Source organism: Anaerococcus degeneri (genome assembly GCF_017874475.1).
Lineage (GTDB): Bacteria > Bacillota > Clostridia > Tissierellales > Peptoniphilaceae > Anaerococcus > Anaerococcus degeneri.
This window is the reverse complement of the sequence record NZ_JAGGLO010000001.1, coordinates 180,924-203,403: the sequence shown is the minus strand read 5'-3', so window position 1 is coordinate 203,403 and position 22,480 is coordinate 180,924. Positions and strand designations below refer to the sequence as shown.

The 22,480-nt window shown below is 36.2% G+C and carries 25 protein-coding genes; 4 read left to right on the top strand and 21 right to left on the bottom strand.

The window, feature by feature from the left end; all coding sequences use genetic code 11:
* Positions 1 to 8: 8 nt before the first annotated feature.
* The 4 genes from J2Z38_RS00965 to J2Z38_RS00950 form a co-directional block, all read right to left on the bottom strand.
* A complete protein-coding gene (locus tag J2Z38_RS00965) occupies positions 9 to 902 on the bottom strand; it encodes an RluA family pseudouridine synthase (RefSeq protein WP_209771338.1) in 894 nt (297 codons plus the stop codon).
* A gap of 20 nt (positions 903 to 922) precedes the next feature.
* The gene (locus J2Z38_RS00960; RefSeq protein WP_209771335.1) at positions 923 to 2,230 is read right to left on the bottom strand and encodes a serine hydrolase; all 1,308 of its coding nucleotides are present in this window, start codon (positions 2,228 to 2,230) and stop codon (positions 923 to 925) included.
* A gap of 4 nt (positions 2,231 to 2,234) precedes the next feature.
* Positions 2,235 to 3,734 (bottom strand): hypothetical protein, encoded by a 1,500-nt coding sequence (locus tag J2Z38_RS00955; protein ID WP_209771333.1) that lies wholly within the window; start codon positions 3,732 to 3,734, stop codon positions 2,235 to 2,237.
* A 101-nt stretch (positions 3,735 to 3,835) separates the two neighbouring features.
* Positions 3,836 to 5,278 carry a hypothetical protein gene (locus tag J2Z38_RS00950; RefSeq protein WP_209771331.1) on the bottom strand — a complete coding sequence of 481 codons (1,443 nt, stop codon included), beginning with the start codon at positions 5,276 to 5,278 and terminating at the stop codon, positions 3,836 to 3,838.
* A 148-nt stretch (positions 5,279 to 5,426) separates the two neighbouring features.
* Here J2Z38_RS00950 and J2Z38_RS00945 point away from each other — a divergent pair, with 148 nt between their 5' ends.
* A complete protein-coding gene (locus J2Z38_RS00945) occupies positions 5,427 to 6,254 on the top strand; it encodes an exodeoxyribonuclease III (protein ID WP_209771329.1) in 828 nt (275 codons plus the stop codon).
* 94 nt (positions 6,255 to 6,348) lie between these two features.
* On the opposite strand, the gene mnmA is transcribed toward J2Z38_RS00945, so the two are convergent.
* The 16 genes from mnmA to J2Z38_RS00865 all read right to left on the bottom strand — a co-directional run bounded on the left by mnmA (position 6,349) and on the right by J2Z38_RS00865 (position 17,708).
* Positions 6,349 to 7,452 (bottom strand): tRNA 2-thiouridine(34) synthase MnmA, encoded by a 1,104-nt coding sequence (mnmA, locus tag J2Z38_RS00940; protein WP_209771325.1) that lies wholly within the window; start codon positions 7,450 to 7,452, stop codon positions 6,349 to 6,351.
* Entirely contained in the window at positions 7,442 to 8,515 is a 1,074-nt protein-coding gene (locus J2Z38_RS00935; RefSeq protein ID WP_209771323.1) for a cysteine desulfurase family protein, read from the bottom strand. Before J2Z38_RS00935 ends, mnmA begins: the two co-directional genes overlap by 11 nt.
* Before the next feature lie 76 nt (positions 8,516 to 8,591).
* Positions 8,592 to 8,876: a hypothetical protein gene (locus tag J2Z38_RS00930; protein ID WP_209771320.1), complete on the bottom strand. Its 285-nt coding sequence runs from the start codon at positions 8,874 to 8,876 to the stop codon at positions 8,592 to 8,594.
* The gene (locus J2Z38_RS00925) at positions 8,860 to 9,105 is read right to left on the bottom strand and encodes a hypothetical protein (protein ID WP_209771317.1); all 246 of its coding nucleotides are present in this window, start codon (positions 9,103 to 9,105) and stop codon (positions 8,860 to 8,862) included. The genes J2Z38_RS00930 and J2Z38_RS00925 overlap by 17 nt, the downstream gene beginning before the upstream one ends.
* Positions 9,095 to 10,111 (bottom strand): sensor histidine kinase, encoded by a 1,017-nt coding sequence (locus J2Z38_RS10485; RefSeq protein ID WP_209771314.1) that lies wholly within the window; start codon positions 10,109 to 10,111, stop codon positions 9,095 to 9,097. The genes J2Z38_RS00925 and J2Z38_RS10485 overlap by 11 nt, the downstream gene beginning before the upstream one ends.
* The gene (locus tag J2Z38_RS00915; RefSeq protein WP_209771311.1) at positions 10,096 to 10,755 is read right to left on the bottom strand and encodes a response regulator transcription factor; all 660 of its coding nucleotides are present in this window, start codon (positions 10,753 to 10,755) and stop codon (positions 10,096 to 10,098) included. Before J2Z38_RS00915 ends, J2Z38_RS10485 begins: the two co-directional genes overlap by 16 nt.
* An 85-nt stretch (positions 10,756 to 10,840) precedes the next feature.
* Positions 10,841 to 11,242: an aldose epimerase family protein gene (locus tag J2Z38_RS00910; RefSeq protein WP_209771308.1), complete on the bottom strand. Its 402-nt coding sequence runs from the start codon at positions 11,240 to 11,242 to the stop codon at positions 10,841 to 10,843.
* Between the two features lie 15 nt (positions 11,243 to 11,257).
* Positions 11,258 to 11,536: an aldose epimerase family protein gene (locus J2Z38_RS00905; RefSeq protein WP_209771306.1), complete on the bottom strand. Its 279-nt coding sequence runs from the start codon at positions 11,534 to 11,536 to the stop codon at positions 11,258 to 11,260.
* A 12-nt stretch (positions 11,537 to 11,548) separates the two neighbouring features.
* Complete coding sequence (locus J2Z38_RS00900) at positions 11,549 to 11,962, bottom strand: EamA family transporter (RefSeq protein ID WP_209771304.1); 414 nt, start codon at positions 11,960 to 11,962, stop codon at positions 11,549 to 11,551.
* 44 nt (positions 11,963 to 12,006) lie between these two features.
* Positions 12,007 to 12,228, bottom strand: coding sequence for a YdbC family protein (locus tag J2Z38_RS00895; RefSeq protein WP_209771302.1), 222 nt, complete (start codon positions 12,226 to 12,228; stop codon positions 12,007 to 12,009).
* Positions 12,229 to 12,263: 35 nt separating this feature from the next.
* On the bottom strand, positions 12,264 to 13,304 hold the full coding sequence (locus J2Z38_RS00890) for a GH25 family lysozyme (RefSeq protein WP_209771300.1): 1,041 nt from the start codon (positions 13,302 to 13,304) through the stop codon (positions 12,264 to 12,266).
* Positions 13,301 to 13,786, bottom strand: coding sequence for a peptide-methionine (S)-S-oxide reductase MsrA (msrA, locus tag J2Z38_RS00885; protein ID WP_209771298.1), 486 nt, complete (start codon positions 13,784 to 13,786; stop codon positions 13,301 to 13,303). The genes J2Z38_RS00890 and msrA overlap by 4 nt, the downstream gene beginning before the upstream one ends.
* A complete protein-coding gene (locus J2Z38_RS00880) occupies positions 13,783 to 14,259 on the bottom strand; it encodes a threonine/serine exporter family protein (protein ID WP_209771296.1) in 477 nt (158 codons plus the stop codon). Before J2Z38_RS00880 ends, msrA begins: the two co-directional genes overlap by 4 nt.
* A 1-nt stretch (position 14,260) precedes the next feature.
* Complete coding sequence (locus tag J2Z38_RS00875; protein ID WP_209771294.1) at positions 14,261 to 15,043, bottom strand: threonine/serine exporter family protein; 783 nt, start codon at positions 15,041 to 15,043, stop codon at positions 14,261 to 14,263.
* Between the two features lie 8 nt (positions 15,044 to 15,051).
* Entirely contained in the window at positions 15,052 to 15,852 is an 801-nt protein-coding gene (locus J2Z38_RS00870; RefSeq protein WP_209771291.1) for a J domain-containing protein, read from the bottom strand.
* Between the two features lie 80 nt (positions 15,853 to 15,932).
* Complete coding sequence (locus J2Z38_RS00865) at positions 15,933 to 17,708, bottom strand: ABC transporter ATP-binding protein (protein WP_209771288.1); 1,776 nt, start codon at positions 17,706 to 17,708, stop codon at positions 15,933 to 15,935.
* A gap of 145 nt (positions 17,709 to 17,853) precedes the next feature.
* On the opposite strand from J2Z38_RS00865, the gene J2Z38_RS00860 reads away from it, so the two are divergent.
* The 3 genes from J2Z38_RS00860 to J2Z38_RS00850 all read left to right on the top strand — a co-directional run bounded on the left by J2Z38_RS00860 (position 17,854) and on the right by J2Z38_RS00850 (position 20,694).
* On the top strand, positions 17,854 to 18,696 hold the full coding sequence (locus J2Z38_RS00860) for a sulfide/dihydroorotate dehydrogenase-like FAD/NAD-binding protein (RefSeq protein ID WP_209771285.1): 843 nt from the start codon (positions 17,854 to 17,856) through the stop codon (positions 18,694 to 18,696).
* Positions 18,683 to 20,074, top strand: a complete 1,392-nt coding sequence (gene gltA, locus J2Z38_RS00855) for an NADPH-dependent glutamate synthase (protein ID WP_209771281.1) — start codon at positions 18,683 to 18,685, stop codon at positions 20,072 to 20,074. The genes J2Z38_RS00860 and gltA overlap by 14 nt, the downstream gene beginning before the upstream one ends.
* Positions 20,075 to 20,154: 80 nt before the next feature.
* On the top strand, positions 20,155 to 20,694 hold the full coding sequence (locus tag J2Z38_RS00850; RefSeq protein ID WP_209771278.1) for an NADPH-dependent FMN reductase: 540 nt from the start codon (positions 20,155 to 20,157) through the stop codon (positions 20,692 to 20,694).
* Positions 20,695 to 20,865: 171 nt separating this feature from the next.
* Here the strand turns inward: J2Z38_RS00850 and J2Z38_RS00845 are convergent, their stop codons facing one another.
* A complete protein-coding gene (locus tag J2Z38_RS00845) occupies positions 20,866 to 22,425 on the bottom strand; it encodes an IS1182 family transposase (protein WP_209771275.1) in 1,560 nt (519 codons plus the stop codon).
* Between the last annotated feature and the right edge of the window lie 55 nt (positions 22,426 to 22,480).

The window sequence follows — 22,480 nt, the reverse complement described above, 5'->3', positions numbered from 1 at the left end:
TTTATAATTTATAAGCCTAGGATTTGTTTATACCTGTCAAATTCCTCCGGCACTTCCTTATCAAAGACCATTTCCCTGCCGTTCTTGTCGATAAAGGCCAAATGGGTGCAGTGTAGAAGTGGATGGTCTAGGTTGAATTTGTGTTTAAAATTGCCATAAACAGGATCTCCCAAGAGTGGGTGGTTAATGTCTGTCATGTGAACTCTTATTTGGTGGGTCCTACCTGTTACGATGTGGACCTTCACTAAGCTAAAACCGTCTACTTCGCTTAGGACTTGGTATTCAGATATGGCCTTTCTCCCACTAGGACGAACTGACATCTTCCTTCTATTATGAGGGTCCCTATCCATGAAGTTTTCAATTCTGCCAGACTTTTGGTCAAAATTACCAAAAACTATGGCCAGATATTCTTTTCTTACTTGTCTGGTTTCAAAAAGCTCCTTTAAATATCGATAGGATTCATTATTTTTTGCAATCAACATAAGACCTGTCGTGTCCTTATCGAGCCTGTGGACAATTCCTGGCCTATCTTCCCCGCCAATGTGGGAAAGGCCGTCGTAGCCGTATTTAAAAAGCAGGGCATTTACCAGGGTCCCTGTCACAATTGACCCTGCTGGATGGACAATGAGGTTTTTTTGCTTGTTAATTACAGCAAAGTCATCATTTTCATAAACAATATCAAGTGGAATATCCTCTGGGACAATCTCTGGGACTTCAAAAAGTGAATCGTCTATAAAAATTTCATCACCCATCTTAAGCTTTGTTGAAGGTTTGACTTTCTCATTATTTACTTTTATTAAAGAAGATTTGATAAAATCTTTTATCTTCTCCCTTGGTATTTCGTCAAGTTCGTCAGATATGTATTTATCAACTCTTATAAGGTCATCTGCTATTAGTATCATATGATTATTATATGAGAAAATTAATTTTCTGCATTTAACTTTTCAAAGTAGGACTGAGTTTTATCTAGGATTTTTTCTGAAGCCTTGATATTTCTAAGAAGAGGTCTTCTAATCCCAAGACTTTTCTTTGGAGCTTCCTTTAGGATTATATTCCCCGCCATAGTAGCTGACTTATTATTATAAAAGGCTAGGGCAAGCTTTCTGTTAAGGTCAGAATTTAATTCCTTATTGGTATAAAGAAGCCTTACCAGGTTTACAATCATATCTTCCTCACTTTGGATTGGTTCCTTGGAAAAACTTGCCAAAGTCTTTTTAGATTTGTCCAAAACAGCCTTCGAATTTTCTATTTGCTCGCTAAGGACAGGTCTAATTTGGTCTATGGCTGGCAAATCCGATTCAAGGAGGGTTTGGCCTGCATTTATAAAAATTTGGTTTTTATAGACGGCATAGGCAAGTTTTTTCTCCTTGCTATCAAGCCTTGCCAAAAGTTTTTCTTCGGCAAGTTTCTCCTTGTTTTTATTGGCATTTTCATATTTCTCATAGGCCTTGGCGACTTTTTCGCCAAGCTTGTTTATAAGGAGGATTTGATTGTAGGTATCCATAAAGTCGTCATTTTCTGTCATTAGACTTATGATATAGGCCTGAGATCCTGTTTCTATAAAGGCTACGTCGTTTTCGATGTGACTAAGCTCCCCAGTTTTGTTCATTGTTTTATAAGCAGGATTTACATTTTTTAAAAGCTTGACCCTCTTTGTAGATGGATTTGAAAGTGACTTTGCCATGTCTTTTCCAATTTCGCTGTCATTTCTATAAATCTCATAAAGGGCCAAAGTTAGGTCCTTGGCATTAGCAATATTTTCCTCGCCTTTGCCTAGCATAAGTCTATTTAAACTTGTCCTCTCATTTTTTGTAAAGGATTTAATATAGGAATTTACTTCCTCAAAACCACCTATTTCCTCAATTAGCCTATTTGTAGCATCATTGTCTGATAGGCGAAGGCTTAGATCAAGGTCTTTTTTGATTTCTTCTGTATAAAGCATTTGGCCATTTTCAACCTTTTCTAAAAGGGATAGGCCGATGAAGGGCTTAATGGTAGATGCCGCTGGCAAGGTATCTTTGTCGGTATTTGCCATGTAAATATTGATATCACTTGATCCGTAAACAGTTTTTATATTTACCTGATAATAAAGCTTGCCATCTATTGTATCTCTCACAGCCTGATAAAGTTCGTCTTTAAGGATTTTTTCATCATCACTTGCAAAAGATTTTCCAATTAAAGTCAAATTTATCAAAGCGAAAACACAAAAAATCTTAAATATTTTTTTCATATAATCACAAGTCTCCCAAAGCTTTTTTAAAAATTCGACCTAGCATTTCATTGCCTGGCCCATCATCACTTGTAAAAATAATGCTGATATAAGAACCTTCATCTTTTACGGCAAGGATTTTTGGATTGGAAAAATGTTTACTAACTATAGGAAGGACTGCCTTATCAAATGGCACAGACAGGCTATATTCGTCTATTTCATCACTTATCTTATCCTCAATATTGAAGCCCTCAAAGCAAAATCTATAGGCAAAATCGTCCGTAAATTTATCAAGACTTTCACTTGCATCATAATAATTATTTACACAAGTTAAAAGTTCTTTATAATCCTCCTTATTTTTCTCCATTGTGGATGCAAATAATGCCCCCATATGTTTAAAAACAGCATCAGATTTTTCTGTAAGTGTAAACCCGTCTTCATCCTTATATAAGTATCTTTTTTTAATAAGACTTGCCACAATTTCTTTACTATCATCGATAAAATATCCGTCTATATCGTAGATTTCATCGTCATGACAAGTATAAATTGTAGAGTAATATAAGCAAAATTCAAATTCTCCAAGGCTTAAATCATAGGCAGGGGCAATAAAAGAATAGAGGTTTCTTAACTTTTCCTTAATTTTTTTATGGTTCCTGTTAAAATCATCCATCAACATCACAAAATGAGTGAAGGCCTCACCATCTTCCATGTCATTGTAATCCAAATCTCCCATTTCAATCACATCTGAAAAGTCTTCTGCATTTACAAGTAGGCTTGTCTTTTTCCTTCTAGAATTCAAAGTGTATTCAATTTCTACAAGGTGCCTGCCGTCTTTTAGGTAATTTTCAACACAATCGTAAAAGTCTTCATCAAAATTCTCATCATCTTCAACAAGAACGACATAAGAAGGCTCCTTATATTCATCAAAATTTATTATAGATAGGTAAGGATACTTTTGATTTAAGGCTTTTTTAATATCTCTCACGAGCTCATATCGCCTGGTATATTCTGGATCTAAGTCCTTATCAGCTTTTATATCCAATATGTACTTATCGTCTCCCAAAATCCTCAAATCATCAAAAAGGTAGTTTAATTTTTCAATCACGTCTGTATAGGCAAAATCAACCAAGTCTTTGCCACGACCAAAGTCATCAAGGAGGCTTGAAAGTCTTTTATCTAGGTCTTTTGAAAGATTTTTTGCCTTTTCTGTGTGGGAATATGAATAATAGTAATTGTCATCGCTAATGTTTTGAGTTTCTATTGTAAAATATCCCTTGTCAACCAAAGATAGGAATTCTTCCGAAACATCTTTCCCCATGAAAAATCCAACAGAATCGAGGTTTTTAAAGATTTCACCCCTCTCAAAATGTATGCTATTAATTATAAATTCAAGTTCACTTAGGCTTAGGTCATAAACTGCCGCAAAAAATTGAAAACAATAGCCGATTTCATCTTTTACAAAAGTGTATCTTTCATATACATCAAAAATGTGGCATAGGTCGGTTTTAAAATATGAATTAGTCATCCTTGCCTCCTTTATCCTACTAATAATTTTAACATAATTTGCAAATAAAGGGAATTAAAGACAAAAAAACGACACCACAAGGTGCCGTTTGATCTTAGATTTTATTTGATTTTCTTATAGCCTATGCTTGCACCGATTAATCCAACAAGGGCAAGGCTTGTGCCGATTAGGCCAGTTTTTGGGTTTTTAGCTGGATTTTTGTTCTTTCCTGCCATCACTTCTTCGATTTTATAAATCTTTCCAAATTGGGCTGGGTAAGAAGTTAGGACTATATCGTCTGTGAAAATCTTGTATTCCTTACCTTCTTTGATTTCTAGCTTTCCGAAATCTTTTTTAGGAACAAGGTACTTATCTTCCTTGTTTGACTTTCTATAAACAGTCACACCTTCTTGGTCGATTTTTTCTACTACAAAGATGTCAGATAGAGTTTTTTCACTTTCTTTCTTATTTTCTTTTTTATTTTCTTTGGCCTTTTCAGCTGGTTTTTTCTTATCAGCTGGCTTTTCGGCCTTCTTTGGGGCTTCTTTTTCTAGTTCTACCTTATATACTGCTGCAAATTGAGCAGGGTCTGAAGTTAGGATTTCTTCTGATGTTTCTATTTTATAAGTCTCGCCTACTTTTGGCATAGCTTTACCAAAGTCTTTTTTAGCTATATTATATTTGCTTTCTTTGTTATCTTTTTCGTGAACAGTCACCATATCGTCGGCAACTTTTTCTACAACATAAGATTTTACCATGGTCTTAGCTGGCATCTTTTTTTCAACAATTGAGAAAATCTTGCCAAATTGAGCTGGGTAGGATTTTAGAGAAATATTATCAGATGTAATAGTAAAGACCTTGCCTTTTTCGACTTTCATATCCTTAAATTCAGATTTTGGCACATTATAAAGATTTGATTCATTGCCTACTTCATAAAGGGTGACCCCTTCTTCGTTGATTTCTTTAACAACAAAATCTCTTACGACCTTTTCTTCCTTAGGTTTTACTTCACTTATTTTGTGGATTTTTGTAAATTTAGCTGGATATGAAGCGTAAAGTACATCATCTGCTACGATTTCTACTTCTTTGCCCTCTACTAAATCAATATTCTTGAATTCTTTTTTTGGAACATTGTAAAGGTCATCAGGATTTGATTTAAGGTATAAATCTACTCCTTCTTCATTTATGGTCTTGATTACATAAATATCAGAAGTAACGTGACTTTCCTTGCCTTCGATAACCTTATACACTTTCCCAAATTTTGCTGGATCTGATTCTAAGATTTCCCTATTTGTATAAAGGGTGAAAATCTTACCTTCTTTAAGGTCCATGCCCTTAAAATAAGATTTTGGAACATTGTAGACATCAGCTTCGTTATTAACGTCCACAATATCAACCCCTTCTTCATAAATTTTCTTTACCTTGTATTCTGCTACTTTTGGATTTGTAATAGGGTCTTCTGCTTCGATTTCATTTACTTTTTGATTTTTCATTTCGCTAGCATAGGCGCTATTAATCAACATAGCTGACACTGCTAGGGCTAGTAATAATTTAGATTTTTTCATGACACCCTCCTTAAAAATTCTTATATTAGTGTCTTCTTAACTATATAATACCCAAAAGGGTGTTAATTTTGTGTTAAATTTGTAGAAATTTTAAAAGTTTTTTTAAAGTTGTATATTAATAAGAGAGAATAAATAAAGAGAGGTAATTATGAAATTTATTTCATGGAATATAGATTCACTAAATGCTGCCCTTACATCTGATTCTGCAAGGGCTTTATTGAGCCGTTTGGTTTTAGATAGGCTTGTAAAAGAAGATGCTGATGTAATAGCCATCCAAGAAACCAAACTTCCTTATTCTGGCCTTAGCAAAAAACATGTGGAAAAACTTGCTGAATATTTCCCAGAATATGATTATGTTTATAGGCAAAGCGAGGAGCCTGCGAGAAAATCTTATGCAGGGACTATGACCCTTTACAAAAAAGGTCTAGAAGTAGAAGCATCCTTCCCACAAATTGGTGCACCTTGTACTATGGATTTTGAGGGTAGGATAATCACTTTAGAGTTTGATAATTTTTATTTCACCCACGTCTATACACCAAATGCCGGTGACAAATTAGTAAGACTTCCTGATAGGCAGGTTTGGGACAGGCTCTATGCTGATTATCTAAAAAGTCTAGATCAAAACAAGCCAGTAATAGCAGCTGGCGACTTTAACGTTGCACACAAGGAAATTGACCTAGCAAACCCAGATAACAACCACGAATCAGCTGGTTTTACCGATGAAGAAAGAGAAGGCTTTACAAATCTTCTTAATCGTGGATTTACAGACACCTTCAGACACATCCACGGCGATGTAGAAGGCCGTTACACCTGGTGGGCCCAAAGGGTTAAGACAAGTAAAATCAACAATTCCGGCTGGAGGATTGATTATTTCCTAGTTTCTGATAGGATAAAAGACTTAATCACAAATTCAGATATGATTGACTCCGGCGAAAGACAAGACCACACCCCTATTGTTTTAGAAATTAATATATAAGAAAAAACCTTGAAGTATCCATTTTTAAATGGTCTTCAAGGTTTATTTTTGTTTCAATTTAAAATCCTATTGTATTTTATTTTTTAAATTGATTTTAAACTCTCAATTTTTTATCGTTCATGTAAACTTCATCGATTATGGCAGAACCTAGGCAAACCTCGCCGTCATAAAAAACAGCGGCTTGGCCTGGGGTTACAGCCTTGGTTTCATCGTAAGTAACTTCAACCTTGCCATCTCCTAGGACTTTGACATGGGCCTTTATATCCGCTTGTCTGTATCTGAACTTGGCTGTGCAATCAAATTCCTTTGGGCACTCTTTATCAGAAATTGTAGAAAATTCTGATCCGTAAAGCTTATTTGAAAATAAAAGCGGATTTTTTTTGCCTTGGCAAACTAAAAGTTCGTTTTTCTCAAGGTCCTTGCCATAAACAAACCAAGCTTCTCCCTCACCACCTATGCCAAGTCCACGTCTTTGGCCGATTGTGTGATACATAAGCCCGTCATGCCTACCCAAGACCTTGCCTTGTGTATCGACAATATTTCCCGGTTGAGCTGGGAGATAGTGAGAAAGAAATTCGTTAAAATCTCTTTCACCAATGAAACAAATTCCTGTAGAGTCTTTCTTGTTTGCAGTTGCAAGGCCTGCTTTTTTGGCAATTTCCCTTACTTCTGATTTTTGCAAATCACCTACTGGAAATAAAACGTCCTTTATTTGTTCTTGGGATAATTGGCTTAGAAAATATGTTTGGTCCTTGTTGGAATCAAGACCTCTTAGCATCTTTGTTTCCCCATCGGTCCTATCAACTCTGGCGTAATGTCCAGTTGCAAGGTAGTCTGCTCCAAGATTTTTGGCAAAATCCAAAAAGGCCTTGAATTTTATTTCCTTATTGCACATGATATCAGGGTTTGGAGTCCTGCCCTTCTTGTATTCGTCAAGAAAGTAGGAAAAAACCCTATCGTAGTATTCTTTTTCAAAATTTATAGAATAATAAGGAATCCCGATTTGGTTGCAAACGGCTACTGCATCTTCGAAGTCTTCTTCGGCAGTGCAAAAGCCATTTTCATCGGTATCATCCCAGTTTTTCATGAAAATCCCTGTCACATCATATCCTTCTTCTTTCAAAAGAAGGGCCGCAACAGAAGAATCCACACCACCTGAGATCCCAACTATTACCTTTATATCTTTTTTATCTGTCATCTAATTCTCCTAAAACTTCTAAAAGCATATCTATGTCTGCCCTTGTATTTTCAAAACCAAGGCTTATCCTAAGTGAATGGCTGGCCCTGTCTGGTCCGTAAATTCTTTCTACAACCTTTGAAGGAATCACAGCTCCCGCCCTACAAGCAGATCCTGCAGAAACGGCAATCCCGTGCATATCAAGATAGGTTAATAAAAAATCTGACCTATAGTCTTTGAAATAAATATTTACTATATGGTCTACAGTTTTTTCTGGATTGGCATTTATCTGGTAAGATAACTTTGATTTAGCCAAAGAATCTAGCAAATAATTTTTCAAATCCTTGATCTTTTCTCTTTCAGAAATCATGCAAGGGAAAGACTTAGCCATGGAATAAGCGCCCATTACATAGGAAGTGCCTGCCCTGCGGTATTTTTCCTGCTCACCGCCCTTTATAAAAGAAGGGAGGTTTTCACTTGCAAAAAGCACACCAAAACCATTTATGCCGCCAATCTTATGGCCAGAAAGTGATAGGAAATCAATATTCATTTCATCAACATCTATATCCAAATGGCCGTAGGCTTGGACACAGTCGACGTGAAAATAAATATCTTTTTCCTTTAAATACTCACCAATTTCCTTAATCGGCATTATAAGGCCCATTTCATTATTAACCATCATTACAGAAACGAGTTTAATATCGTCTGTGATTTTTTCCTTTATTTGATCAAGGCTTATGCCTTCTTCATCTGCCTCAATAAGAATTGTATTTTGAGGATCATAGGTATTTTCAATCGAGTCGTGCTCAATATTTGTTGTAATAATTTTTTTATTTTTGAAGGCAGAAAGGACTGTGTTGTTTGATTCGCTGGCGCCAGATGTGAAAATTATCTGGCTTGGCTTTGCTCCGATGGATTTCGCAATAGCCTTTCTAGATTCTTCCAAAATCTTTTTGGCATCCCTTCCAAAAGAATGGCTAGAATCGGGATTTCCGTCAAATAAGTCGGCCTTTTCTAATATATCTTCTAAAATTTTCTTTCTTTTTATGCTTGTTGCCGCATAGTCAAAATAAATCTTCTTCATTCTCTCAATATACTTTTCTAAGGCTTGTATTCAAGGCTTTAAGGCAAAGTAAAAACCGCCCTAAGGCGGCATCTTACTACTTTAATTTTTCATAGATTAGTATTATTGGTCCAAAAATATAGGAAACTAGGTGGACGGTCCTGTGTGTTAAGAGAAAAATATCTCCAATTTTCTCATTAACTATATCATATACAAAGACCATGGTAAAAACCGAAATGCCAAAGTAAATGCTTGGTATAATGGCTAATCCTTCAAAAGGATTGACTTTAAAATATTGGGTCATAAGTAAATAATATCCACCAAAGCCAACAAGGCCAAAAATAAAGACTAAAAAGTCATAAAAATCAAATTTCTTTTTCATATTCTTCTTCCTTTCTAATATTTTTTCTGTAAATATAGGCTAATAACAAAAAGTATATAAGGGCAATTACATAAAGCCTTTGGTCTATCCCTTCAAGGATAAATTTATTGGTAAGAGCTAGACTTAGGGGCCTAAAAAAGCTAAAAAATCCTAGGTTATTTTTTATCAATTTATAAAGGTCAAGACAGGCAAAAATTATTAAAAATATTAAAAATAATTTATTTTCCATTCTTTTCCTCCCTTATATCTAAGGAAATTTTGGCACGTCCTCCATTTTGGTTTTCAAGAACAAGGGCGCCTCCCATGGCTTCTATATAGGAATTAGCTATAAAAAGCCCCATGCCAGTGCCTTTGCCGGATGTCCTGCCATAATTATCTGTATAAAATAGATTTTTACCATCCCTTAGGCTTTTTTCATCAAAACCTTGCCCATCATCGGCAACTGTGATTATTATTTTTCCATCTTTTTCCATAATTTCTAGCCAGACGGCACTCTTTCTGTGTTCAAAGGCATTGGTCAAAAGCTGGCTAAGAGCCTTATCAAACCTTATCTTGTCAATTTCTAGATAAAAATCATTTTTTAAGTCAATTTCATTTATGATTCCAATTTCTTCCTCCCTCATATCTTCAAAAAGAGATAAATTCGCCTTTAAATTTATAATAAATTCGGGTAGGGAAATTTTTTCTAAGCTTATTTGGTCAATAAATCCCCCACTCACCTCCATCAAATCATCAATGTATGTGGCAATTTTTTCGGTTTCTCTCTTGATTTTCCTAAGTCTATTTAGGTCTTTTTCATCCTCATTTTTTATTAAAGAAAGATTTGTATTTATCACTGTCAGAGGTGTTTTCATATCGTGGGAAATTGCTGCTAAGCTTGTTTTGATGAAAGAATCTTTCTCTCTTATTTTTTTATTTTTATTTTTAAGAGTCTTGTTAATTAGGTCAAATTCTGCTAATGATAGGTCCTTGTCATAGTCATCATTTTTGATAGAATCTTCAAGGATTCTTAAATCATTCAGAATATTCTTATCAATGCCAATGTAGAATTTTCTAAGAAAATATAGAGAATAAATCATAAAAACTCCCATGGCGAAATCTTTTTTTAGCCTTAGGGGATAAAGGTATTCTTGGCCTAATTTGAGGGCAATAATTGTTAGAATTCCATAAACTAAGACCCTTAAAAAATTATCCATGAGAAGGCCCAAGGCCAAATTTTTTACTCGTTTTTCCACCTATAACCCTCCTTCCAAACATTTTCTACCGGATCATCTGCCCCAATTTCTAGGATTTTTTTCCTGATATTATAGATATGGGTCACAATTGTCCTTTCTGATGCAGAATCAAAATTATCCGACGCCATGGAAAGAAGACTCTCTTTGGAAAGGACCCTTCCCTTATTGATAAATAAAATTTTTAAAATCTTTTTTTCTTGACTTGTTAAATAGATTTTGCTTTCATTTTTCTTAACCAAACCCGTTTCAAAATCAAAAGTCGTTTGCCTATAGGATATTTCCGAATTTTCATTTATCCTTAATTTTGATTTTATTCTGGCAAGTAAAATATCTGGATCAAAGGGCTTTTTGATATAGTCATCTGCCCCAAGACTCAAGCCCCTTAGCTCGTCTTCTTTGCCGTTTTTGGCTGTTAAAATTATAATCGGTCTTTTAATCTCACTTCTAATTATTTTTAGAAAATCCAAACCATCAAAATTACCCAGCATTAAGTCTAAAATTATTAAATCATATTTATTTAAAATCAAATAATCGTCAATTTCTCCAAGGTCTTGGAAATAATTCACCCCATAGCCTTCATTTTCTAAGAGGTCCTTGAGGGACTCGACCAGGGCAAAATTATCTTCAATTATACAAATATCCATCTTCTCACCTCCCCTATATTATAGACGATTTTTATCAAGAACCAGTAAAGACCAGAAAAAAACCAGACCCAAGGCCTGGTTAATTTTATCCTTCTATGTCTATTTTCATCTGAGCCAAAAAAGTTTCCCCATCTTTTAGGATGTAAGGATTTCCATCTTTTACAAAGGACTTGCCATTGTAGCAAGGCTCCACACACCTATAGTTATCTAGGAAATCTGTCCATATTGCAAACTTTTGGAAATTTTCTGAAGTAATTTTGACATCAAAATTTTCCGCCTTAAAGGAAACTTGGCTTGCGTCTAGAAAATAAGTGTCTTCAAGGTTAAAATCTCCGAAATTTAGACCATCAACTTCAAAATCGTCTCCCGCCCTAAAGTATGGGTGAAAACCAGGTGCAACTGGCAAATCTTTAGAAGAATTATTTATCATTTTAATTTCAGCGATCAAAGATTTTTCACCAAGGTCATAGGAAATTAAGGAATCCATGCCCTCATAGCCACATCAGCCAGAAAGTTTTAAGATGACTTTATCATCACTTTTTTGAACTATTTCCCAATCAAAATCCCTACCATAGCCGTGGTCTTTTAAATCATTGATCTCGCTTGGTCCAAAAGATGGAAGACAAGGGTGAGACCCTCCCCTGGTTTTCTTTTTGCCAGCTATTTCTGTCTCAAATTTTGGGAAAAATACATCCTTGCCATCGTAGGTAAATTCTTCTATGTAAGCACCATTTGTATCTGCAATTAATTTTGTTTTATCATTTGTAAGTTCAATTTTCATCTTAACTCCTTTTTAAAGGACCATTACCAGGGTCCCGATAGTGATTAATATCGCACCGATTATCGCTTTTTTGCTTGCCGCTTCTCCCAAAATTATGAAGGCAAAAATAATTGTAAAAACTACGCTTAGCTTATCAATTGGCACAACCTTTGATGCATCAGTCATTTGGAGGGCCTTATAAAAGGCAAGCCAAGAAATACCTGTGGCAAGACCTGATAGAATTAGAAATATTAAATTTCTTTTGCTAATAGCTCCAATATCGTGTTGGCCGTCGACTATAAAAACCATTATCCAAGAAAATACAAGGACCACTGTCGTTCTAATGGCTGTGGCTAGGTTTGAATTGATGTCAGAAATACCGATTTTGGCTAAGATTGATGTTAAGGCTGCAAAGATTGCAGATAAAAGGGCGTAAAAATATGCCATATCTTCTCCTTAGAAAAAAACTCTCCCATCAAGGGAGAGTCTACTTAGTCTTCGAATTCGTCAGCTAGGATGTTTTTAAGGACTTCTGCCTCTTCTGCTGTAAGGGTAATCCCCTTGCTCATCCTAGTGTGATCTTCGTTCCAGTCTCTGATGTCGTATTTTGGCTCTCTTTCATTCCAGCTAACAAGGTTTAACTCCTTGGTCCAACCCTTTGCATTTGTTGAAAGGATGCCAATATTTTCTACTATATCATATTTAATTGCCATAATTCACACTCCTAGTTACAGTATATGTTTATTTTTTATTTCTTCAATCTTAATTTTTTATCAACATCTTTTTGAACTTGATTATAGTTATAGCCCGCATATTTGAGGCGTTTTTCTCTTTCCTTACCCTCAGCCCAGTGGCCGTCGATTATTTCCTGGATAAGGTCATTGTAATTTTTCCTAGACTTGCCCTTGATAAGAAGCGGATAATCTCTGTAAAGTGAGTTTACATCAAGATTTCCTGGGTAACCAGCAATCCTGCCCTTGTGGGCGTACTGCCAGATGTCAAATTCTGTGTCGGTATAGCCTGTAAAGCCAACTCCGGCATAGTCGGCAATCCAGAAATTGCCCCTGTTTCTAACTTCCCTATTTAGGTGGTTTTTGGCAAAGTGTGGGTAGGAATAAATCCCTGCTACATAGCCGTTTCTCTTCATTATATTTAGGAAGGTGTCTGCCACTCTTGAGAGTTCTTCCCTAGATACCTTAGCCTGTCTCATATTATCTTCCATATCCAAATAGATTGGCAAGGAAATATTTTTGCCCCTGATATAATCAAGGACGTAGTTTGCTTCCTTGGTTGCTTCTTCCACATTTGTCGCCCTTGAATAATGGTAGAAACCAATTGGCACATTTCTTGCGTTTAGGTTTTGATAGTGGCTATCAACTGTGAGATCACGCCTTAGGTAATAGGTTTTTTCGCCAGTTTCCTCGTCTTCTTTGAAGGTTGTAATAGATGAACGGAGGATAGCCCCGTCAATTTCCTTGGCAAAAACATCGTAATTTATGGCCACAGGATTCTGGTGTTCACTCATATCTACAACCTTGGTATAAACCGCAGTTTTTGGATAAACAATTGGTTTTTTCTTTTCTTCCGCTGGTTTTAAAGTCGGATTTTTCTTAATTAGAGCCTCACGCCTGGTCTTAACTTTTTCGGTATCAACCTTAACTCCATTTTTCATTAAGATCTCATCAAGATTTGTCGAATCGTATTTTACTACATCGCTTGCGTGGGCTAGGCCTGGTAGGCCGATTAAAAAAGCCACTCCTAGGGCCATTATTTTTGTAATTTTTTTCATCTTATCTCCAATACATCGCTTAAATCTATGTGGCAATAGCCAGCTGGGTTTTTCTTCAAATAGTCTTGGTGATAGGCTTCTGCTACCACGAAAGACCTTAATTCTTGGGCTTCTACTAGGATTTTCCTGTCTGCTTCCTTTTGTTTTTTGCTTAGAAAATCTCTTGCAAATTCCAAGTCTTTTTCATTTTTAGAATAAATCCCAGTCCTATATTGGCGGCCTAGGTCATTGCCCTGCCTGTTTAAAGAAAAAGGATTGATTATATAATAAAAATGTTCTAAAATATCCTCTAAAGAAATTTTTTCTTCATCAAAAGTCACTTTGACTGTTTCTGCAAAGTCTGTTTTGTATAATTCTTCATAAGTAGTTGTGGGAGTTTTTCCATTAGCGTAGCCACATTCTGTAGCAACAACTCCATCAAGGCCCCCAAAATAGGCATCTACTCCCCAAAAGCATCCGCCTGCTAGGTATATTTCTTTCATTTATTTCTCCTAAAATTTGTAAAGTCTGTCCTTCTTTGATTTCTCAATTTAAAATTCTTAAGTGAAGCTGAAAATGAAGATGACAACAAAACACCAAAGGCAATAGCTGCTGCAATTCCTAGGGCCTTATAAAAATAAGAAAGGGCAAGAAGATTTTCATTAGCTATAAAATTGGTCATCGACTTATAAATCGCTTCACCTGGGCAAAGATTGATTATACCTGGAAGGATAAAAACACTGGCTGGATAATGGAAAACCCTAGCCAAAACCTCTGCTGTTGCAGCCATTACAAGGGCAGAAACTAAAGATCCTAGGTAAACAGAACCAGTAACTTCCAAGGTTATTTTATAGATTACCCAACCAAAACCTGCTGCCAAACTTGAAATATAAATAGCTTTTTTTGGTAAATCAAAAATCAAACCAAAGCCAACTGCCGCTATGGCTGAAATTATAAATTCTCTAAAATAAATCATATTAACCCCAAAACTTCATAATTGTAATAGGAGTACCAACTCCCATGGCAAGGGCTGTCGAAATTAAAATCGCAATGACAGCTCCAGTTAAGCCACTAGTCGCATCCCCACTCATCAAGTCCCTCATAGCATTTGTAATCATAATTCCAGGAAGGAGGGCCATCATAGATGATACAATGATTATTCCTGATTCAATTCCAGGAAGATAGTGGGCGAAAATCATGGTTAAGATGGAAACAATGACCCCATAGAGATAGTTTACCACAAAATAACCAATCCCATTTTGTTCCATAAAGTTTGCTGCATAGTAAGAAAGAAGTCCTACTATAAAGGAAATTGCCATCTCATCCTGGCCCCCGCTTAGAAGAAGGGAAAAGGCTCCAGCAGCTATCCCACCTCCTAGGATTTTTTCAAAAAGTGGTTTTCCTTTGGCAGCCTTAATTTTTTTAAGTTCTACTAAAGCTTCTTCAAGGCTTAATTTGCCCGAACAAAAATCCCTTGAAAATTGGTTGACCTTATCAACGTAAAATAATTTATTTGCCCTATTTTTTACCCTCCTAACATTGGTATGGACCTCGTTATCGTAGGTGAAAGATAGGATAATTACGTTAAATGTTGAGTAAACGTCGACATCCTTGGCGTTTGTCTTAGACCTTATTATTCTTTCTACTGTATCTTCAACCCTATATATCTCTGCCCCGCTTGCAAGCATGATTGCACCAGCATCAGAGGCAACTTCTGATAATAGGACTGCTGCTTTTTCATTCTTAATTGTATCGTGCATGGTTTTTCCTATAGATAATTATTCTTGTACTTCTTGATATTTTCTTCAGACAAAAACTCATAGGCATCGTTAATTTCTTGGAATTTCTCCTTGGCATCTGGCTCTTTATTCAAGTCTGGATGATATTTTTTGGCAAGCTTCCTATAAGCAAGTTTTACATCATAGATGTCTGTATTTAGCGGTACTCCAAGCTTACTTGTAGCCTTTTCATACCTTTCCTTAAAGCCAAGATCATTAACTCCAGCAAATCCACCGCCATAATTTTGATAGCCACTATAATTGCCACCAGAAAAACCTCCAAAATCTCCCTGGTTAAAATCTCTAGTATCATAGTAGGTGAAATTACCAAAGAGGTCTTCAAAGTAGTCGTACATTTGCTCTTGGCGACGACGAGCCTCTTCTTCAGCCTGTCTTTGTCTTTCTCTTTCTTGGTCAATCCTGTATTTTTCAGAATAGTCTGAAATATTTTCAAATCCGACCCTTTCCCCAGTTATTAGGTAATTTGCCCTATCATACATCCATTCGGTAAGGACATAATTTCCATACCTCAAAATAGAAATAAACTTAGGTCCAAGCACTGGAATTACAAGGATAATAAAAATCGCATACCAGACCTTGGCAGGCAAAAATAATAAAAGGGTTGGAAGGAAAATAAAGGTCGAACAGCCCACCATAAAGACAAGGGCCAAAAGAGATCTGATTCCTTCAAAGGTCATCACTAGTATATTCATAAAATTAATTAGAACTGAAAAAATAGTTCCAACAAGAGTCGCAAGTCCATGGAGGAACTTACCAAATAGTTTTTTCATAAAATGTCCTTTCTATCCCTAATATTATACATCTTTAGATGAGATTACCAAGAAAAACAGACCACTGGGGTCTGTTCTTTTTAGCCGAATAAATCTGTGTTATTTGAATTGTATAGGTTGTAGTAGACGCCTTTTTTGGCTAGGAGGTCTTTGTGGTTGCCTCTTTCTACTATGCCGTCGTAGGTTAGGACTATGATTTCATCGGCGTTTATGATGGTTGATAGGCGGTGGGCTATTGTTAGTGTAGTCCTACCCTTAGATAATTTTTCTAATGATGCTTGGACTATGGCTTCGCTCTTATTGTCTAGGGCACTGGTTGCCTCATCTAGGATTAGGATTGGTGGGTTTTTGAGGAAGACTCTGGCTATTGATATTCTTTGCTTTTGTCCTCCGGATAATTTTACTCCACGCTCGCCAATATAGGTGTCAAGACCATTTGGCAAATCTTTTATAAATTCATCTGCACCTGCAAGTCTTGCTGCTTCCTTGATTTCTTCTTCTGTGGCATCTTCTTTGCCGTAGGCAATATTTTCCCTAACTGTGCCTGAAAATAGGTAGACATCTTGCTGGACGATCCCTATATTGTTTCTCAAAGAATCAATGGATAGGTCCTTAATATTTGTATTGTCAATCCTAATTTCCCCTTCATTTACATCGTAAAATCTTGGGATTAGCTTTGAAATTGTGGTCTTTCCTGCTCCAGACGGACCGACTAGGGCAATATTTTCCCCAACGTCAATTTTAAAGGACATATCTTCTAGGACATAAGGTTCACCTTTTGCTGTGTTTGGATATTTAAAGGATACTCTTTCAAATTCGATCTTACCCTTGACATTTGAAAGGATCTGAGGATCTTCAGCGTCAAAAATATCCCTATCTAGGCTCATAATTTCAATAAACCTCTCTATGCCAGTTGTTCCTCTTTCAAAGGTGTCTGTGAAGTTTATCAGCCTTTCAATGGTTGCAACTAGCATGTTTAGATACATGGTAAAGGCGATTAGGTCACCTGGGGTGATTTCTTTATTTATTACGAGCAAACCACCGATTACAATTAAAACCAAATACATTAAGCCTGAAAAAGTGTCCTTGACCATAAAATATTTGGCCATGTTATAGTATTGGTCGGCCTTTATGTCGGCAAATTTGTCGTTTTCCTTGGCAAATTTGGATTTTTCTATAGCTTCATTAGCAAAAGATTTTACAACACTTATACCAAGTAAAGTATCTTCCACGCCTGCATTTATTTCCCCGATTTGTTTCTTAGAATTTTTTGTAGCTTTCCTAAATTTCGCCCTAGACTTCCTTGAAACCACATACATTAGTGGGATTAGGATATAGATTACTAGGGCTAATTTCCAATCTATTGCAAGTAGGACTATAAAGGATATTATTAGCTTGATGGCCCCAACTAGGAATTCTTCCGGAACGTGGTGGGCAAACTCTGTAATTTCAAATAAATCAGAGGTAAGCCTGGTCATTAGCTGGCCGATTTTTGCTTCATTAAAGAATTCTGTATCCATTTCCATGAGGTGGTTAAAGACGTCTTTTCTCATATCTCTTTCGATCGACGCCCCCATAATGTGGCCCATAGACTGCATGAAATACCTGGCTATGACTGAAATCGCCTTGGTTATTGCGTAGATTATCGCAACTTTCACTATCCTTGGACCATCAAGGACACCTATTTGTGCCCAGTCTGTAAGATATGATAATAAAAGTGGCAAGATTAGCTCAGATACGGTTGTAAAGGCTGCTGCCAACAAATCTATGGTTAAAACCTTCTTGTAGGGTCCATAATAAGGTACGAACTTTTTTAGGAGGTATTTATTTGTGTATTTTCTTTGATTTTTTTCCATAATTCTCCCTTCTTATTATCTTAATAGCTTTATAATACTATAATTTATAAATAATTCACCTTTCCTGGCCTTTCAATTTTTACATATCTTTTATTGTGAAGTATGTTATAATTAAGGAAAGAAATCTTTGTCTAAAGGAGGACTTATGGCAAGAATAATAGAAAAAACAAATTTGAATGATACAACCATCAAGTTTGTTGTAAAGGATGAGGAGATTGCAAGAAAAGCTCTGCCTGGCCAATTTATAATCCTAAGGCTCGATGAAAGGGGCGAAAGAGTGCCTTTTACAATTTCAGGTGTCGATGGAGAAAATGTTACAATAATCGTCCAAGTTGTGGGCGGCACAACTATGAGAATGAACGGCCTTAAGGCTGGTGATGGATTTTTGGACTTTGTAGGCCCTCTTGGAAAACCTACTGAATTAGACGATTTGAAAGGGAAAAATGTCTGCGTAATCGGCGGCGGTCTTGGAACTGCTATAGCCTTTCCACAGGCCAAATACCTCCACGAAATCGGCGCTAATGTTGATGTCATCATGGGTTTTAAAAATAAGGACATAATAATTCTTGAAGATGAACTTGAAAATTGTTCGGATAATCTATACATAACAACCGATGACGGATCCTACGGCAGACAGGGCTTTGTAACCCAGGTTTTAGAAGACCTCTTAAAGGAAGGAAAAAAATACGACCACGTCCTTACAATTGGCCCTGCTATAATGATGAAAAATGTGGTAAATATTACCAAACCACTTGGAATACCAACAACTGTGTCCATGAACTCAATTATGGTTGACGGCACAGGTATGTGCGGCTGTTGCAGACTTACTGTTGGCGGGGAAATGAAATTTGCCTGCGTTGACGGACCTGATTTCGACGGATTTTTGGTAGATTTTGATGAGGCCATGAATAGGTCAAGAAACTATGCCACAGAGGAAAGAGAACACATTTGCAACCTAACTGGGGAGGTAAGAAATGGCAAAATTTAATATGTCAAATGAAAAAGTAAAGATGCCTGAGCAGGACCCAAATGTTAGAAATAAAAATTTTGACGAAGTTGCTATAGGCTATACTGCAGAAATGGCCCTTGAAGAAGCCACTAGGTGTGTCCACTGCAAGAACCAACCTTGCGTAAAAGGCTGCCCTGTTTCTGTTAAAATTCCTGAATTTATCCAATTTATAGTTGACGGCAACCTTGATGCTGCCTACGAAAAAATAGCTGAAACCAACAACCTTCCTGCCATTTGCGGTAGGGTTTGCCCACAAGAAAACCAATGCGAAGGCGTTTGTACAAGGGGAATTAAGGGTGAACCTGTTGGAATAGGCAGGCTTGAGAGATTTGTCGCAGATTATCACAACAACAAAAAATATAAAAAACCAGTTGAAGTTTATGCCAATAAGGAAAAGGTAGCTGTGGTTGGTGCAGGCCCATCTGGCCTTACAGCGGCTGCAGACCTTGCTAAACTCGGCTACAAAGTAACACTTTTTGATGCCTTCCACACAGCAGGTGGGGTTTTGATGTATGGAATTCCTGAATTTAGGCTTCCAAAAAAACTTGTAAATACAGAACTTAAAAACGTAATCGGACTTGGGGTTAAACTAAAAACTAACACCATAGTTGGCAGGACCCTTTCAATTGAGGACCTCTATGATCAGGGCTATGAGGCAATTTACATTGCATCTGGTGCTGGACTTCCAAAGTTTTTGGGCATCCCTGGTGAAAACCTAAACGGAGTTTATTCTGCAAATGAATTTTTAACCCGTATGAACCTAATGAAAGCCTACAAATTTCCAGAATATGATACACCAGTCCATGTTGGCAAAAAAGTCTGCGTAGTTGGTGGCGGAAACGTCGCCATGGATGCGGCAAGATCAGCAAAAAGACTTGGCGCTGATGTGACAGTTGTCTACCGTAGGAGCTTTGAGGAAATGCCAGCCAGGGCAGAAGAAAGCCACCACGCCATAGAAGAAGGTATTAATTTTATGAACCTCCACAACCCAGTAGAAATCCTTGGAGAAAATGGTTGGGTCAAGGCTGTAAAAGTTGAAAAAATGGAACTTGGCGAACCAGATGCTTCAGGCAGAAGAAGACCTGTTGCCACAGGCAAATACGAAGAAGTCTGCTTTGAATCTGTAATTGTTTCAATCGGCCAATCTCCAAACCCACTAATCAAGCACACCAATCCAGATATAAAAACCGAATCTTGGGGCGGCATTATAATAGATGATACAACCATGACCAGCAAGGACGGGGTCTTTGCTGGAGGTGACGCTGTTTCTGGCGCTGCCACAGTAATCCTTGCCATGGGAGCCGGCAAAAAGGCCGCAGCAAACATTGATAAATATATAAGAAATAAAAACGATTAATTATATAGGCCTAGCTCTTTTTGCTTATATTTTAGACTTTAGGGTAGAAATTAAATAAATAAAAAAGAAAGGATTTATCAATGAAAATAGGATTATTAGTAGGATCACTTAGAAAAAATTCATGGAATAAAAAGCTTGCCAAGGAAGTTGCAGAACTTCTAGATGTTGAAACATATATTATAGATTTAAGCGAAACACCTTTTTATAACCAAGACCTAGACATGGGCGAAATTCACCCTGCCTACATTAAACTTAGAGAAGATGTCAAAAAATGTGACGCCTTTATCTTTATCACACCAGAATACAACAGGTCCCTAGCCCCAGTCTTAAAAAATGCAATTGACATTGCATCTCGTGGGCCAGAAGGAAACCTATGGGCTGGAAAGCCAGCTACAGTGTTTAGCTCAACAATCGGTACAATGGGTGGGGTATCAAGTAACCTTGCCCTAAAGCAATCCTTTACTTGTGTAGACCTCATAGCAATGAGCAAGCCAGAAGTATACCTAGCTAAGATTAACGAATTATTTGATAAGGATGGAAAACTTATCGAAGAAACAAGACCATTTGTAAAAAGTGCCTGCGATGCCTTCGTAGACTTTGCTAAAAAATTTGTAGACTAAAAAAAAGGTGATGGAGAATAGGTAAATCTATTCTGCTCATCACTTTTTTTCTTGTGTATTTGTATCAAGCCATTAATTTTTATAGAGTTTTTTAAGATAAGAATAAATTTTCCACATTTTTATTAAAATTAGGGTCACTTAATAAAGCTATCTATCATGAATATTTTTTTCCTAAGCAGCTTTGTATTTTATAATTTCTAAGTTCTTTTTTTCTATTTTTGATGCTAGTTTATTTAAGTTTAGGGAAATTGATAAAAGGCATATTTCGCTTATTATATTTGCTTTTCCTCTATGGTGGAATCTGTTGTAGTTTAGTCCTGACTTTATTTTAGAAAAAGCTCCTTCAGCTTGAATAGACCTGTTTAGTCTTTCTTCTATTCCTTGGTCGGATATTATTTTTTTTAATGATTCTTCCCTATATTTTTGGAAGATTTCTGCTATGTAGATCCCTTTAGTTTTTTGACCATCTTTGTTCCAGGCAAAACACCTGTATACTTTTGTAGTTGTTACATATCCACTTTTTCTTTTCTTGTACCTATCATTGCATCTTATGAATTCTTTGCCTTCTTTTGATATGTATTTGTCTTGAGTTTTATCGTAGACTAGGCTTTTTCTGAATTCCTGTTCTTTTTTATATTTTCGTGTTTTGGATTGCTCGTAGTTTGATGGTTTTATGTAGGATGTTAAGTTGTTTTCTGCTAGGTATACATAGTTTTCTTCGCTTTCGTATCCCGCATCTGCTACTATTTTATCTAGTTTATTTGGATAACTTTTTAGTAGTTTTGTTAGGAATGGTTTTAGGGTGTACATGTCATTTGGATGATGGGATACATTTTCTCCTATGATAAAGACTGATGCACTTGCTAATTGGATGTTGTAGGCTGCTTTTAGTTGACCATTTCTCATGTGGTCTTCTTTCAGTCTCATGAAGGTTGCGTCATGATCTGTTTTTGAGTAGGAGTTTCTGTAATCTCCCATTATTTCTAGGTGTTCTTGATAAGTTTCTAACTTGTTTTTCCAATCTTTTAGTTGTTCATATTCTCGTTGAAGTTGGTGTTTTCTTTTTCCTTGACCATGTACGAAGTTTATTTTCTTTTCTCTACATTCTTTACTTACTTGATTAAATACTATTTTTACTACTTCTAATACTTGGGATGGTGTTAGGTCTTTATTTAAATTGAAGTGCTTTATTATTCTAATTCTTAGTTTTTCTTGCCATTTTTCTGTGCTTCCTCTCCATACAAAACTATATCTGTTGGCATAAGCTTCTATTTTTGTTCCATCTATGTATATACTTGATAGGTCTATTTGCTTTTCTTTTATTAGTATTTCTACTAGTTGACTTAGTAGGTTAGGTGTTAGATTTACTATTTTTTGTCTAAATCTATTGATTGTGCTATGGTCTGGTGGATTTTGACCATCAAGAAGATATTTTATTCTTAGATCATATTTGAATGATTTTTCTATTTCTCTTGATGAGAATATTCCTTCAGAGTAGCAGAATATTATTATTTGAAGCATTGTTACTGGATTTACACTAGGTTTTCTCCCAAATGATGAGTAGACTTTTCTTAATTCTGTTAGGTCTATCCTTTCAATTATATTTTTTACAAGCCTTAGTTTTATGTCATCTTGGATGTATACTTCTGTGTTAAAGTTTAATTTTAATTGAATTGTATCATCAACTAGTGTAAAATTAGTTAATGATATTGTATTTTTACTTGTTTTCATAAATACATTGTATCAGAAAAAGACGAGGATGTTTAGTTTCCTCGTCTTTTTTCTA

What these genes read in the sequence shown, in the direction of transcription:
- J2Z38_RS00965 (WP_209771338.1), bottom strand. Translation starts at nt 902, where the DNA reads ATGATACTAATAGCAGATGACCTTATAAGAGTTGATAAATACATATCT.
- J2Z38_RS00960 (WP_209771335.1), bottom strand. Translation starts at nt 2,230, where the DNA reads ATGAAAAAAATATTTAAGATTTTTTGTGTTTTCGCTTTGATAAATTTG.
- J2Z38_RS00955 (WP_209771333.1), bottom strand. Translation starts at nt 3,734, where the DNA reads ATGACTAATTCATATTTTAAAACCGACCTATGCCACATTTTTGATGTA.
- J2Z38_RS00950 (WP_209771331.1), bottom strand. Translation starts at nt 5,278, where the DNA reads ATGAAAAAATCTAAATTATTACTAGCCCTAGCAGTGTCAGCTATGTTG.
- J2Z38_RS00945 (WP_209771329.1), top strand. Translation starts at nt 5,427, where the DNA reads ATGAAATTTATTTCATGGAATATAGATTCACTAAATGCTGCCCTTACA.
- mnmA (WP_209771325.1), bottom strand. Translation starts at nt 7,452, where the DNA reads ATGACAGATAAAAAAGATATAAAGGTAATAGTTGGGATCTCAGGTGGT.
- J2Z38_RS00935 (WP_209771323.1), bottom strand. Translation starts at nt 8,515, where the DNA reads ATGAAGAAGATTTATTTTGACTATGCGGCAACAAGCATAAAAAGAAAG.
- J2Z38_RS00930 (WP_209771320.1), bottom strand. Translation starts at nt 8,876, where the DNA reads ATGAAAAAGAAATTTGATTTTTATGACTTTTTAGTCTTTATTTTTGGC.
- J2Z38_RS00925 (WP_209771317.1), bottom strand. Translation starts at nt 9,105, where the DNA reads ATGGAAAATAAATTATTTTTAATATTTTTAATAATTTTTGCCTGTCTT.
- J2Z38_RS00915 (WP_209771311.1), bottom strand. Translation starts at nt 10,755, where the DNA reads ATGGATATTTGTATAATTGAAGATAATTTTGCCCTGGTCGAGTCCCTC.
- J2Z38_RS00910 (WP_209771308.1), bottom strand. Translation starts at nt 11,242, where the DNA reads ATGGATTCCTTAATTTCCTATGACCTTGGTGAAAAATCTTTGATCGCT.
- J2Z38_RS00905 (WP_209771306.1), bottom strand. Translation starts at nt 11,536, where the DNA reads ATGAAAATTGAACTTACAAATGATAAAACAAAATTAATTGCAGATACA.
- J2Z38_RS00900 (WP_209771304.1), bottom strand. Translation starts at nt 11,962, where the DNA reads ATGGCATATTTTTACGCCCTTTTATCTGCAATCTTTGCAGCCTTAACA.
- J2Z38_RS00895 (WP_209771302.1), bottom strand. Translation starts at nt 12,228, where the DNA reads ATGGCAATTAAATATGATATAGTAGAAAATATTGGCATCCTTTCAACA.
- J2Z38_RS00890 (WP_209771300.1), bottom strand. Translation starts at nt 13,304, where the DNA reads ATGAAAAAAATTACAAAAATAATGGCCCTAGGAGTGGCTTTTTTAATC.
- msrA (WP_209771298.1), bottom strand. Translation starts at nt 13,786, where the DNA reads ATGAAAGAAATATACCTAGCAGGCGGATGCTTTTGGGGAGTAGATGCC.
- J2Z38_RS00880 (WP_209771296.1), bottom strand. Translation starts at nt 14,259, where the DNA reads ATGATTTATTTTAGAGAATTTATAATTTCAGCCATAGCGGCAGTTGGC.
- J2Z38_RS00875 (WP_209771294.1), bottom strand. Translation starts at nt 15,043, where the DNA reads ATGCACGATACAATTAAGAATGAAAAAGCAGCAGTCCTATTATCAGAA.
- J2Z38_RS00870 (WP_209771291.1), bottom strand. Translation starts at nt 15,852, where the DNA reads ATGAAAAAACTATTTGGTAAGTTCCTCCATGGACTTGCGACTCTTGTT.
- J2Z38_RS00865 (WP_209771288.1), bottom strand. Translation starts at nt 17,708, where the DNA reads ATGGAAAAAAATCAAAGAAAATACACAAATAAATACCTCCTAAAAAAG.
- J2Z38_RS00860 (WP_209771285.1), top strand. Translation starts at nt 17,854, where the DNA reads ATGGCAAGAATAATAGAAAAAACAAATTTGAATGATACAACCATCAAG.
- gltA (WP_209771281.1), top strand. Translation starts at nt 18,683, where the DNA reads ATGGCAAAATTTAATATGTCAAATGAAAAAGTAAAGATGCCTGAGCAG.
- J2Z38_RS00850 (WP_209771278.1), top strand. Translation starts at nt 20,155, where the DNA reads ATGAAAATAGGATTATTAGTAGGATCACTTAGAAAAAATTCATGGAAT.
- J2Z38_RS00845 (WP_209771275.1), bottom strand. Translation starts at nt 22,425, where the DNA reads ATGAAAACAAGTAAAAATACAATATCATTAACTAATTTTACACTAGTT.